Origin of the sequence: Streptomyces sp. NPDC047072, assembly GCF_040643855.1 — a bacterium.
Classification (GTDB): domain Bacteria; phylum Actinomycetota; class Actinomycetes; order Streptomycetales; family Streptomycetaceae; genus Streptomyces.
Window position 1 is genome coordinate 1 of the sequence record NZ_JBEYVC010000246.1, and the last position, 13,114, is coordinate 13,114.

Genomic DNA, 13,114 nt, shown 5'->3' on the forward strand with positions numbered 1-13,114 from the left:
GTTGTTCTCCGGTTCAGCCCCGCTCGGCCTTCACCAGCGCCGGGAACGCCTCGGTGAGCGCCTCCCGCCAGTCCCGGATCGGCTCGATACCCCCCGCCCCCGGCCCCGACCCCCCACCGAACCGTGGGCGGCTTTTCAGGGGCGCGGGGAACTGCGCAAAACGCCCGCCCCCACCGAACCCGCAGACGACAACCCGCCCCCGCGCCGCAGGCTAGTGCGCTGCCGACTCCCAGTCCGCTCCCGAACCCACCGAGACCCCCAGCGGCACACTCAGGCGCACCGCGTCCGACATCTCGCGGCGGACGATCTCCTCCGCCGCCGCACGCTCGCCCGGCGCGATCTCCAGGACGATTTCGTCGTGGACCTGGAGGAGCATCCGGGAGGTCAGCCCGGCCTCGCGCAGCGCGCCGTCCACCTTGAGCATGGCGATCTTGACGATGTCCGCCGCCGTGCCCTGGATCGGCGCGTTGAGGGCCATCCGCTCGGCCGCCTCACGCCGCTGGCGGTTGTCGCTGTTGAGGTCGGGCAGGTAGCGCCGGCGCCCGAAGAGCGTCGCCGTGTACCCCGTGGCCCGCGCCTCGTCGACCGCCCGGCGCAGATAGTCCCGCACCCCGCCGAACCGCTCGAAGTACGCGTCCATCAGGGCCCGCGCCTCCCCCGCGTCGATGTTCAGCTGCTGGGAGAGCCCGAAGGCCGACAGCCCGTACGCCAGGCCGTACGACATCGCCTTGATCTTGCGCCGCATCTCCGCGTCGACCGCGCCGGGCTCGACGCCGAACACCTGCGAGGCGGCGGTGGTGTGCAGGTCCTCGCCGGAGGTGAACGCCTGGACGAGGCCCTCGTCCTCGGAGAGGTGGGCCATCACGCGCAGTTCGATCTGGCTGTAGTCCGCGGTCATGAGGGACTCGAAGCCCTCGCCGACCACGAAGCCCCGGCGGATCGCGCGGCCCTCGTCCGTGCGGACCGGGATGTTCTGGAGGTTGGGGTCCGTGGAGGACAGCCGGCCCGTCGCCGCGACGGTCTGGTTGAACGTGGTGTGGATACGCCCGTCCGCCGCGACCGTCTTGATCAGGCCCTCGACCGTCACCCGCAGCTTGGCCTGCTCACGGTGGCGAAGCATGATCACCGGCAGTTCGTTGTCCGTCTGCGTGGCGAGCCAGGCCAGCGCGTCGGCGTCCGTGGTGTACCCGGTCTTGGTCTTCTTCGTCTTGGGCAGGCCCAGCTCGCCGAAGAGGACCTCCTGGAGCTGCTTGGGCGAGCCGAGGTTGAACTCGTGCCCCGCCGCGGCGTGCGCCTCCTTCACCGCCTGCTGCACGGCGCCCGCGAACATCTGCTCCATGGCCTCCAGATGGGCGCGGTCGGCCGCGATGCCGTGCCGCTCCATACGGGCCAGCAGCACGGACGTGGGCAGCTCCATGTCCCTCAGCAGATCCGCGGCGCCGACCTCCTCCAGGCGCCCTTCGAAGGCCTCGCCGAGGTCGAGTACGGCACGCGCCTGGACCATCAGCGCCTCGGCCTCCGCACCGTCGTCGGCACCGAACGCGAGCTGCCCGTCGGCCGTGGCGGCGGGCGCCAGCTCACGCCCCAGGTACTCCAGGGACAGCGCGTCCAGGTCGAAGGAGCGGCGGCCGGGCTTGACGAGGTACGCGGCGAGCGCGGTGTCCATGGAGACGCCCTCGACGCTCCAGCCGTGCTCGGCGAAGACCCGCATGGCGCCCTTGGCGTTGTGCAGCACCTTGGGCCGGTCCGCGGCGGCCAGCCAGGCCGCCCACGCCCGCTCGTCGGTCTCGTCCAGCTGGGACGGGTCGAACCAGGCGGCCGCACCGCCGGCCGCGGCGAGCGCGACCTCGGCGACCGAGCCGGTGCCGAGCGCCCAGGTGTCGACGGTCGCGAGGCCGAGGACCTCGGTGCCGTGCTCGGCGAGCCAGGGGGCCAGCTCGCCCGTGCCCAGCACGGTGCCGTCCACGGCGACGCCCGGCGCGGCGGCCGGGGTGCCCTCGGCCTCCTCCGCGCCCGGGTCGACGGCCAGCAGCCGCTCCCGCAGGGAGGGGTTCCTGATCTCCAGGGTGTCGAGGATCATCGCGAGCGTCTTGCGGTCGTACGGCAGCCGCTCCAGGTCGGCGACCGTCTTCGGCAGCTCGACGGTGCGGACCATCTCGGTGAGGCGGCGGTTGAGCTTGACCGCCTCCAGGTGGTCGCGGAGGTTCTGGCCCGCCTTGCCCTTGACCTCGTCGACGCGCTCGACCAGGTCGGCGAAGGAACCGAACTGGTTGATCCACTTCGCGGCGGTCTTCTCACCGACGCCGGGGATGCCGGGAAGGTTGTCGGACGGGTCGCCGCGCAGGGCCGCGAAGTCGGGGTACTGGGCGGGCGTCAGGCCGTACTTCTCGAAGACCTTCTCCGGGGTGAACCGGGTCAGCTCGGAGACGCCCTTGGTGGGGTACAGGACGGTGGTGTGCTCGGAGACCAGCTGGAAGGAGTCGCGGTCGCCGGTGACGATCAGGACGTCGAAGCCCTCGGCCTCGGCCTGGGTGGCGAGGGTGGCGATGACGTCGTCGGCCTCGAAGCCGTCCACGGCGAACCGGGAGACCTGCATCGCGTCGAGGACCTCGCCGATCAGCTCGACCTGGCCCTTGAACTCGTCCGGGGTCTTGGAGCGGTTGGCCTTGTACTCCGTGAACTCCTCGGAGCGCCAGGTCTTGCGGGAGACGTCGAAGGCGACCGCGAAGTGGGTCGGCGCCTCGTCCCGCAGGGTGTTGGCCAGCATCGACGCGAAGCCGTAGATCGCGTTCGTCGGCTGGCCGGTCGCGGTGGTGAAGTTCTCCGCGGGCAGCGCGAAGAACGCGCGGTAGGCCAGCGAGTGCCCGTCCATGAGCATCAGGCGCGGGCGGCTGCCGGGGCTGTTGTCGGTCTTCTTCGATGCTGTCTCTGCCACGCCCCCGATCCTGCCACGCCCCACTGACAGTCGACCGCCACCTGCCCTGCGGGGCTTGTCGCGAAGCGGAGGCGGCCCGCCGAGCCTCCCGCCCCCGATGTCACCCCCACGTGCGAGGATCGGTGACGTACCTCGCACATGTACGCGAAGGAGAGCGCGCGATGGCATCGAAGCCGCCGAAGGCCGACCCGGTTCAGGACGCGCCGCAGGTCGCGGAGCCGAAGCATGCGGCGGCGGGGCTTCCCGCCATCGGGCACACCCTGCGCATCGCCCAGCAGCAGATGGGCGTGAAGCGCACCGCGCTGACGCTGCTGCGCGTCAACCAGAAGGACGGCTTCGACTGCCCGGGCTGCGCCTGGCCGGAGCCGGACCACCGGCACGCCGCGGAGTTCTGCGAGAACGGCGCGAAGGCGGTCGCCGAGGAGGCCACCCTGCGCCGGGTCACCCCGGACTTCTTCGCCGCGCACCCGGTCGCCGACCTGGCGACCAGAAGCGGCTACTGGCTCGGCCAGCAGGGGCGGCTCACCCACCCCATGTACGTCGCCGAGGGCGGTACGCACTACGAACCGGTGTCCTGGGAGCGCGCCTTCGACATCGTCGCCGAGGAGATCGCCGCCCTCGGCTCCCCCGACGAGGCCGTCTTCTACACCTCGGGGCGCACCAGCAACGAGGCCGCGTTCCTCTACCAGCTCTTCGCCCGCGAGCTCGGCACGAACAACCTTCCCGACTGCTCCAACATGTGCCACGAGTCCTCGGGTTCGGCCCTGTCCGAGACCATCGGCATCGGCAAGGGCAGCGTCCTGCTGGAGGACCTGTACAAGGCCGACCTGATCATCGTCGCCGGGCAGAACCCCGGCACGAACCACCCGCGCATGCTCTCCGCCCTGGAGAAGGCCAAGGCCAACGGCGCGAAGATCGTCAGCGTCAACCCGCTGCCCGAGGCCGGCCTGGAGCGCTTCAAGAACCCGCAGACGCCCCAGGGCATGCTCAAGGGCGCCGCGCTCACCGACCTGTTCCTCCAGATCCGCCTCGGCGGCGACCAGGCGCTGTTCCGCCTCCTGAACAAGCTGGTCCTGGAGACCGAGGGCGCGGTGGACGAGAAGTTCGTCCGCGACCACACCCACGGCTTCGAGGAGTTCGCCGCGGCGGCCCGCGCCGCCGACTGGGACGAGACGCTCACCGCGACCGGCCTCACGCGCGCGGAGATCGAGCAGACCCTCGCCCTGGCCCTCGCCTCGAAGCGCACCATCGTGTGCTGGGCGATGGGCCTGACCCAGCACAAGCACTCGGTGCCGACCATCCGCGAGGTGGTCAACTTCCTTCTGCTGCGCGGCAACATCGGCCGCCCGGGGGCGGGCGTGTGCCCGGTTCGGGGCCACTCCAACGTCCAGGGCGACCGCACCATGGGCATCTTCGAGCGGCCCGCGCCCGCCTTCCTGGACGCCCTGGAGAAGGAGTTCGGCTTCGCCCCGCCGCGCGAGCACGGCTTCGACGTGGTGCGCGCCATCAAGGCGCTACGGGACGGCGGGGCGAAGGTCTTCTTCGCCATGGGCGGCAACTTCGTCTCCGCCTCCCCCGACACCGAGGTCACCGAGGCGGCCATGCGGCGCGCCCGGCTGACGGTGCACGTCTCGACCAAGCTGAACCGCTCGCACGCGATCACGGGCGCGCGTGCCCTGATCCTGCCCACGCTGGGCCGCACCGAGCGCGACCTCCAGGGCTCCGGCGAGCAGTTCGTGACCGTCGAGGACTCCATGGGCATGGTGCACGCCTCCCGGGGCCGTCTGGAGCCCGCGAGCGGACAGCTGCTGTCCGAGCCGGCCATCGTGAGCCGTCTCGCCCGGCGGGTGCTCGGGGAGCGCAGCAGCACGCCCTGGGAGGAGTTCGAGAAGGACTACGCGACGATCCGCGACCGCATCGCGCGCGTGGTCCCCGGCTTCCAGGACTTCAACGCGCGTGTGGCCCGTCCCGGCGGCTTCGCCCTCCCGCACGCCCCGCGCGACGAGCGGCGCTTCCCCACGGCCACCGGCAAGGCCAACTTCACGGCCGCGCCCGTCGAGTACCCCGAGCTGCCCGAGGGCCGGCTGCTGCTGCAGACGCTGCGCTCGCACGACCAGTACAACACCACGATCTACGGCCTCGACGACCGTTACCGGGGCATCCGGGGCGGCCGCCGGGTGGTCCTGGTCAACCCCGAGGACGCGCGCAGGCTGGGCCTCGCCGACGGGTCGTACGTCGACCTCGTCGGCGAGTGGAAGGACGGCGTGGAACGGCGGGCGCCCGGTTTCCGGGTCGTGCACTATCCGACGGCCCTCGGGTGCGCGGCCGCGTACTACCCGGAGACCAACGTGCTCGTCCCGCTGGACTCCACCGCGGACGTCAGCAACACCCCGGCCAGCAAGTCCGTCGTCGTCCGTCTGGAACAATCGGCGACCGACTGAGCGTTTGCTCAGCACAGGCAGTCGTAGCGATCATGACGAACGGAGCCCGGGCCCATGGGCGAGCAGCAGCACGTGAAGTTCCCTCAAGAGGTCATCGACGAGTACGCGGCGCTCGGCATCGACCTGGTCGCCATGTTCTCGGCCGGGCATCTGGGCACGCGGATGGGCGTGGAGATCGTGGAGGCCTCGGCGGAGCGGGTCGTGGGGACCATGCCGGTCGAGGGGAACACCCAGCCGTACGGGCTGCTGCACGGCGGCGCGTCCGCGGTGCTGGCCGAGACCCTCGGCTCCGTCGGCGCCATGCTGCACGCCGGGAGCTCGAAGATCGCGGTGGGCGTGGACCTGAACTGCACGCACCACCGGGGGGCGCGGTCGGGGCTGGTCACCGGCGTGGCCACACCGCTGCACCGGGGGCGCTCCACGGCGACGTACGAGATCGCGATCAGCGACGAAGCGGGCCACCGCGTCTGCAGCGCCCGCCTCACCTGCCTCCTCAGAGACGCCCCGACGGGCACGGCAGCCGCCTGACCCACCGGACGGCCGCCGGCTCCCCACGGCACGCGGAGCCCGCGTCCGGGGGAACGGAAGCCACCTCCGGACACCGGGAGCCGCCTCCTACGTTCCGGGAACGGCCCCCCGCGGACGGCGAGCCGTCGCTGCGGACAGCCGCGTCACCGGCCCGAGAACCGCCGGACATTCCGGGGCCCCTGCGCGGCTGACGGCTGCTTCCCCGGCCCGAGCACGGTTCGCACCACGACAGCCGCTCACCCGCATCGGAGAGCTGCTCGGCGCGCCGGGGCTGACTCTGCGGGCCGGCAAACGCTCCCCGCCCCCCACGCCCCCCGGGCCCCATCCCCGTGTCGGCGGGCGCCTCCGCGAACCGGCGGGACCCCCCGGCCCGGACCGGAAGCCCCTCCCTGCTCGGCGGCGCCTTCCCCGCACGCCCTCCACTCCGGCACGCCACGCCTCAGCCACCCAGCAACCCGGCCCCAGCCCGAAGCCCCCACCCTCCAGAACCGGCCACCGGCTCCCAGCCCCGGCCCACCCCCGACTGTCCACGAGCCCCCCGCTCGCCTACCGTTTCCCCATGACCGGTATCGGCCCCGTCGAGCCCGTCAACTCGGCGGATGTGGAGGAGAGTTGTGACGTCATCGGCGTCGATCGGGCGCGGGTGACGGACCGCTGGAGCGGCTACTGGAGCGGCCATTGGAGGGCGCTGTCGCCCAGGGCCCGCAGGACCGTCCTGGGGACGGTCCTCGCACTGGTCACGGCCGGCGCCCTGCTCCCCCGCGCGCTCTCCGACGACGACCGGCCCGTCCCCCCGGACACCCCCGCACCGTGGCCCGCCAACGTCACGGCCTGGCGCTATCTCGGCACCGCCGACCTGCCCGCACCGGCCGGATCGCACCCCACCAGCGGCCGCTTCCGGTTCGCCGTGGACGTCTACAGCGGGCCGCCCGTCACCCTCCGGGTCACCGGCGCCGCGTTCGCCGGCCTCACCGCGCACGCCCTGCCCGAGGATTTCACCGTGCACGCCGGAACGACTCGCAGAGTCACCGTGGAGATAGCGGTTTCCGACTGTTCTGATCTGCCCGTCGACGCCAACCTGCCCTTTCTTGACGTCACGCTGCGTAACATGCGCGCAATACAGCACCACAGTTTCATCTTCGGCGACGCATACTCCCGCGACCTTTCGGAGCTGCTTCGCGGGGCATGCGCCGCGACAACACTTCTGCAACGCCCACGACCAACCGGAAGTGCAGGTTCTCACGATGCGGACTGAGGAATAATCCAGCCATAACGCCCGAGAGACCCTTTCGGCCGAGCCCTCCGTCAATCCCGGCATAACAAGAAAGTCACAAGCCCGCGCTCAGCGATGCCCCTACCTGCGAACCGGGCTTAGAGTCACGGCCAGTCACCGCTCCATCGGGAGTTCGGTACCAGCGCGGCAACAGCCTCACCCATGAGGGCGGGCGTGCCTGCGGAAAGGACTGATTGTGCGACGTTCCTTGGTGATCCTGGCCTCCGTCATGGCGACGGGGGCTCTGACGCTCACCGCCTGCGGCTCCCGAGACGACAGTGGCGGCGACAGCAGCGACAACGGCAGCAGCAAGACCCTGACCATCGGCGTGGACGCCCCGCTCTCCGGCGAGAACTCCACCACCGGTCTCGGCATCCAGTACGGCGCCCAGATCGCCGTCGACGACGCCAACAAGAACAAGCTCGTCCCGGGCGTCACCTTCAAGCTGAAGGCCTACGACGACAAGGCGCAGCCGGCCACCGGCCAGTCCAACGCCACCGCCATCACCGGCGACAAGACCGCCATCGGCGCCGTCGGCCCGCTGAACTCCGGTGTCGCCCAGTCGATGCAGCAGGTGTTCGCCTCGGCCAACATGGTCGAGATCTCCCCCTCGAACACCAACCCCGAGCTGACCCAGGGCAAGAACTGGCAGACGGACAAGAAGCGGCCGTACAAGACGTACTTCCGTACCGCCACCACCGACGAGCTGCAGGGCAGCTTCGCCGCCGACTACGCGTACAACGGTCTGAAGAAGAAGACCGTCTTCGTCGTCGACGACAAGCAGACCTACGGCGCCGGCCTCGCCAAGATCTTCACCGAGCAGTTCAAGAAGCTCGGCGGCACCGTGGTCGGCAGCGACCACGTCAACACCGGCGACAAGGACTTCGGCTCCCTCGTCACCAAGATCAAGACCTCGAAGGCCTCGCTGCTCTACTACGGCGGCCAGTACGACGAGTCCTCGCTGATCACCAAGCAGCTCAAGGGCGGCGGCGTCAACATCCCGCTGTTCGGCGGTGACGGCATGTTCGCCTCCACGTACATCGAGACCGCGGGCTCGGCCTCCGAGGGCGACCTCGCCACCGCCGTCGGCGTCCCCGCCGACACCCTGCCGGCCGCGAAGACCTTCATCGAAACCTACAAGTCCAAGGGCTACAAGGGTGACTACGGCGCCTACGGCGCGTACTCCTACGACGCCACCACCGCCATCATCAAGGCCGTGAAGGCCGCCGTCGACGCCAACGGCGGCAAGGTCCCGAGCGACATCAACGACCTGCGCTCCAAGGTCGTCGACGAGGTCCAGAAGTCGGACTTCGAGGGCATCTCCGGCAAGGTCTCCTTCGACCAGTACGGCGACACCACCAACAAGCAGCTGACGGTTTACCAGGTCGAAAAGGGCGCGTGGAAGGCTGTGAAGACCGGCACCGCCAACCTCGGCTAGTCCAGGCCCCACAGCACCACCAGCGACACCACGGGCCGCGCGGAAGGGGACCCCGACCGCGCGGCCCTTTGCCACATCCCACTCCCTGCACGCGATCTGTGCACACGACCACCAGCGACTATGGAGGCCATGCGGTGAACACCCTGCCGCAGCAGCTGGCCAACGGGCTGCTCCTAGGCTCGATGTACGGGCTGATCGCCATCGGCTACACGATGGTGTACGGCATCGTCCAGCTCATCAACTTCGCGCACGGCGAGATCTTCATGACCGGGGCGTTCGGCGCCTTCACGGTCTACTTCTACATCCTTCCCGACGGCGTCTCGATGGCCGTGGCCGTCCCGCTGATGCTGATCGGCGGCGGCCTCGTCGCCGTCCTCATCGCGGTCGGAGCGGAACGGTTCGCCTACCGGCCCCTGCGCGGAGCACCACGGCTCACACCGCTCATCACCGCGATCGGCCTCTCTCTGGCCCTCCAGGAAGTCGTGCGCAACTTCTACCCGCACGCCGACCGCGCCGTCGCCTTCCCCGGCCTCGACGCCACCCACCACATCGGGTCCGTCACCATCAAGGACGCCGACATCTTCCTCATCGCGGCCGCCATCGCGTGCATGTCCGCGCTCGCCTTCTTCGTCCGCAAGTCCCGCACCGGCCGCGCCATGCAGGCCACCGCGCAGGACCCGGACACCGCGCAGCTCATGGGCATCGACACCAACCGCATCATCGTGATCGCCTTCGCGATCGGCGGTTTCTTCGCCGCGGTCGCGGCCGTCGCCTACGGCCTGAAGTACGGCAACATCGACTACCGCATGGGCTTCCTGATGGGCCTCAAGGCCTTCACCGCGGCCGTCCTCGGCGGCATCGGCAACATCTACGGCGCCATGCTCGGCGGCCTGGTCCTCGGCGTCGCCGAGACCCTCGCCTCCGCCTACATCGACGACATCCCCGGCATGCACCTCTTCGGCGGTGGCTCCTGGAAGGACGTCTGGGCCTTCTGCCTGCTCATCATCGTCCTCCTGGTCAGGCCACAAGGTCTGCTCGGCGAACGCGTCGCGGACAGGGCGTGATCTCGATGACCGACACCACCACGACCACGAACCGCGGCCTGATCCCGCTGCCCCTCGCGGCGGCCCGCGCGCTCCTCCTCGTCGGCGGCATCGCCACGGCGGCCTCCGCGTTCCTCGCCTGGACCTGGACCAGCGAGTTCCCCGGCGACCTCACGATCACCGGCTACCCGGGCGGCCTGCAGTGGCTGACCTTCATCGCCGGCCTCCTCACCGCCCTGTTCGCCCTCGCGTCGTACCGCATCCGGGGCCTGCGCTGGCTCATCCCCGCCCGCAACAACGCGCCGCTGGTGCTCACCGCACTCGGCGGCTTCGGCGTGACCTGGTACACGATCATCTCGATCGCGGCCGAACTCGGCGGCCTCGCAAACCTCGAACCGGGCGGCTGGGTCGCGGCCGTCGCCTCCCTCCTGCCGGTCATCGGCGCCTTCGCCCTCCCCGAGGAGCGGACCGCCGGCACCAAGGAGAACCTCAAGGCGTACGTCGTCAAGCCCGACGGCATCCCCGCCCCCTACCCCCTCAGCGCCTGGCTGGAGCGCGCGGTCATCACCGTCGCCACGATCATCGGCCTGGCGGTCTTCACGTACGGCATCGACACCGAGTACGGCGAACTGTTCGTCGGCTACCTCATCGTCGTCGCCTTCGCCATGTGGGCCCTGCACTCCGCCGGCCTCACCGACCGCTTCTCCGGGATCGTCGCCCGCAACCGCAGCTTCACACTCGCCATGGGGTTCGCCGCCGCGATCGCCTTCCCGTTCACCCAGACGGATGACCACTACGCCAACATCGGCGTCAACATCCTGATCTTCGGAACGGTCGCCCTCGGCCTGAACATCGTCGTCGGCCTCGCCGGCCTCCTCGACCTCGGTTACGTCGCCTTCCTCGGCGTCGGCGCCTACACCGCGGCCCTGGTCTCCGGCTCGGAGTTCTCCCGCTTCTCCGGCGTCCACTTCCCCTTCTGGGCCGCCGCCCTCACCGGCGCCGCCGCCTCCCTGGTCTTCGGCGTCCTCATCGGCGCCCCGACCCTCAGGCTGCGCGGCGACTACCTCGCCATCGTGACCCTCGGCTTCGGAGAGATCTTCCGCATCGCCGTCAACAACATGGACGGCGACTCCGGCCCCGACCTCACCAACGGCCCCAACGGCATCCCGGCCATCCCCGACCTCAAACTCCTCGGGTTCAACCTCGGCGAAGCCCACGACATCGGCAGCTTCACCCTCGGCCGGTTCGCCAACTACTACCTGCTCATGGTGCTGATCATGGCCATAGTGGTCCTGGTCTACACCCGCGCCGCCGACTCCCGCATCGGCCGCTCCTGGATCGCCATCCGCGAGGACGAGACCGCCGCCACCGCCATGGGCATCAACGGCTTCCGCGTCAAGCTCATCGCCTTCGCCCTCGGCGCCACCCTCGCCGGCCTCGCCGGCACCGTCAGCGCCCACGTCACCTACAGCGTCGTCCCGACGCCGTACCAGTTCGCCGGCTCCACGCCCCCGAACTCCGCCTTCCTGCTCGCCGCGGTCGTCCTCGGCGGCATGGGCACGGTGGCCGGACCGATCCTCGGCGCCGCACTGCTCTACCTGCTCCCGGAGAAGCTCGTCTTCCTCCAGGACAAGTCGCTGCTGGCCTTCGGCATCGCGCTCATCCTCCTGATGCGCTTCCGCCCCGAGGGCATCATCGCCAACCGGCGCCGCCAGCTCGAGTTCCACGAGACCGGCCAACTCGACGTGCCGGACACGACAACGCTGACCGACCAACCCACCGTCACGAAGGCGGGGGCGTGAGCATCATGACCACACCTGTACTCGAGGCCCGTAACGTCACCATGCGGTTCGGCGGCCTCACCGCCGTCCGCTCGGTCGACTTCACCGTCAACGCGGGCGAGATCGTCGGACTGATCGGCCCCAACGGCGCCGGCAAGACCACCTTCTTCAACTGCCTGACCGGCCTCTACGTCCCCACGGAAGGGACGGTCTCGTACAAGGGCACCGTCCTGCCGCCGAAGCCCCACCTGGTCACCCAGGCCGGCATCGCCCGCACCTTCCAGAACATCCGCCTCTTCGCCAACATGACGGTCCTCGAGAACGTCCTCGTCGGCCGCCACACCCGCACCAAGGAAGGCCTCTGGTCGGCCCTCCTCCGCGGCCCCGGCTTCAAGAAGGCGGAGAAGGCCAGCGAGGAACGCGCCATGGAACTCCTGGAGTTCATCGGCCTGGAGGCCAAGCGCGACCACCTCGCCCGCAACCTCCCCTACGGCGAACAGCGCAAGCTGGAGATCGCCCGCGCTCTGGCCTCCGAACCCGGCCTGCTCCTCCTCGACGAGCCCACCGCCGGCATGAACCCCCAGGAGACCCGCGCCACCGAGGAACTGGTCTTCGCCATCCGCGACAAGGGCATCGCCGTCCTCCTCATCGAGCACGACATGCGCTTCGTCTTCAACCTCAGCGACCGCGTCGCCGTCCTCGTCCAGGGCGAGAAGCTCGTCGAGGGCACCTCCGAGGTCGTCCAGGCCGACGAGCGCGTCATCGCGGCCTACCTCGGCGAACCCTTCGACGGCGCCCCGGGCGACGCGGAGGCCACCGAAGTGGCCGCCGCCGAGGCCGCCGCCGACGCGCAGGGCACGAGCACCAAGGGAGAAGCCCAGTGACCGCACTCCTCGAAGTCGAGGACCTCCGGGTCTCCTACGGCAAGATCGAAGCCGTCAAGGGCATCTCCTTCAGCGTCGAGGCCGGCCAGGTCGTCACCCTCATCGGCACCAACGGCGCCGGCAAGACGACGACGCTCAGGACTCTGTCGGGCCTGCTGAAGCCCACCTCCGGGAAGATCCTCTTCGACGGCAAACCGCTCAGCGGCATCCCCGCCCACAAGATCGTCGCGCTCGGGCTCGCCCACTCCCCCGAAGGCCGGCACATCTTCCCCCGCCTGACGATCTTCGAGAACCTCCAGCTGGGCGCCTTCCTCCGGAAGGACAAGGAAGGCATCGAGAAGGACATACAGCGCGCCTACGACCTCTTCCCGATCCTGGGAGAGCGCCGCAACCAGGCCGCGGGCACCCTCTCCGGCGGCGAGCAGCAGATGCTGGCCATGGGCCGCGCGCTCATGTCCCAGCCCAAGCTGCTCATGCTCGACGAGCCCTCCATGGGGCTCTCGCCGATCATGATGCAGAAGATCATGTCCACGATCGTCGAACTGAAGTCCCAGGGCACGACGATCCTCCTGGTCGAGCAGAACGCCCAGGCCGCACTGTCCCTGGCCGACCAGGGACACGTCATGGAGGTCGGCAGCATCGTCCTGTCCGGCACCGGCCAGGACCTGCTGCACGACGAGTCCGTACGCAAGGCGTACCTCGGCGAGGACTGAGGTCTTTCGGCCGTACGACGAGGCCCGCGCGCCCCGCTGGGAGGGCGGGGCGCCCCATTTTCAGCCGGGGGGGATGCC

At 70.1% G+C, this 13,114-nt stretch carries 9 protein-coding genes; 8 read left to right on the forward strand and 1 reads right to left on the reverse strand.

Annotated features, from left to right (window positions below; translation table 11 throughout):
* Positions 1–211 precede the first annotated feature (211 nt).
* Positions 212–2,935 (reverse strand): DNA polymerase I, encoded by a 2,724-nt coding sequence (gene polA, locus ABZ896_RS49045; RefSeq protein WP_360944712.1) that lies wholly within the window; start codon positions 2,933–2,935, stop codon positions 212–214.
* Positions 2,936–3,096: 161 nt separating this feature from the next.
* Here polA and ABZ896_RS49050 point away from each other — a divergent pair, with 161 nt between their 5' ends.
* The 8 genes from ABZ896_RS49050 (at position 3,097) to ABZ896_RS49085 (ending at position 13,036) form a co-directional block, all read left to right on the forward strand.
* Entirely contained in the window at positions 3,097–5,376 is a 2,280-nt protein-coding gene (locus tag ABZ896_RS49050; protein WP_360944715.1) for an FdhF/YdeP family oxidoreductase, read from the forward strand.
* Between the two features lie 54 nt (positions 5,377–5,430).
* A complete protein-coding gene (locus tag ABZ896_RS49055) occupies positions 5,431–5,904 on the forward strand; it encodes a hotdog fold thioesterase (protein WP_360944718.1) in 474 nt (157 codons plus the stop codon).
* A gap of 559 nt (positions 5,905–6,463) precedes the next feature.
* Positions 6,464–7,159, forward strand: a complete 696-nt coding sequence (locus ABZ896_RS49060) for a hypothetical protein (RefSeq protein ID WP_360944721.1) — start codon at positions 6,464–6,466, stop codon at positions 7,157–7,159.
* A 226-nt stretch (positions 7,160–7,385) separates the two neighbouring features.
* Positions 7,386–8,615 carry a branched-chain amino acid ABC transporter substrate-binding protein gene (locus ABZ896_RS49065; RefSeq protein WP_360944736.1) on the forward strand — a complete coding sequence of 410 codons (1,230 nt, stop codon included), beginning with the start codon at positions 7,386–7,388 and terminating at the stop codon, positions 8,613–8,615.
* Positions 8,616–8,749: 134 nt separating this feature from the next.
* The gene (locus tag ABZ896_RS49070) at positions 8,750–9,679 is read left to right on the forward strand and encodes a branched-chain amino acid ABC transporter permease (protein ID WP_360944724.1); all 930 of its coding nucleotides are present in this window, start codon (positions 8,750–8,752) and stop codon (positions 9,677–9,679) included.
* 5 nt (positions 9,680–9,684) lie between these two features.
* The gene (locus ABZ896_RS49075; RefSeq protein WP_360944727.1) at positions 9,685–11,460 is read left to right on the forward strand and encodes a branched-chain amino acid ABC transporter permease; all 1,776 of its coding nucleotides are present in this window, start codon (positions 9,685–9,687) and stop codon (positions 11,458–11,460) included.
* Between the two features lie 5 nt (positions 11,461–11,465).
* Positions 11,466–12,323, forward strand: a complete 858-nt coding sequence (locus tag ABZ896_RS49080) for an ABC transporter ATP-binding protein (RefSeq protein WP_360944730.1) — start codon at positions 11,466–11,468, stop codon at positions 12,321–12,323.
* Positions 12,320–13,036, forward strand: a complete 717-nt coding sequence (locus ABZ896_RS49085) for an ABC transporter ATP-binding protein (protein WP_360944733.1) — start codon at positions 12,320–12,322, stop codon at positions 13,034–13,036. Before ABZ896_RS49080 ends, ABZ896_RS49085 begins: the two co-directional genes overlap by 4 nt.
* Positions 13,037–13,114: the final 78 nt, after the last annotated feature.

Coding starts and splice junctions, on each gene's coding strand:
- ABZ896_RS49080 (WP_360944730.1), top strand. CDS start 11,466: ATGACCACACCTGTACTCGAGGCCCGTAACGTCACCATGCGGTTCGGC.
- ABZ896_RS49075 (WP_360944727.1), top strand. CDS start 9,685: ATGACCGACACCACCACGACCACGAACCGCGGCCTGATCCCGCTGCCC.
- ABZ896_RS49050 (WP_360944715.1), top strand. CDS start 3,097: ATGGCATCGAAGCCGCCGAAGGCCGACCCGGTTCAGGACGCGCCGCAG.
- ABZ896_RS49060 (WP_360944721.1), top strand. CDS start 6,464: ATGACCGGTATCGGCCCCGTCGAGCCCGTCAACTCGGCGGATGTGGAG.
- ABZ896_RS49055 (WP_360944718.1), top strand. CDS start 5,431: ATGGGCGAGCAGCAGCACGTGAAGTTCCCTCAAGAGGTCATCGACGAG.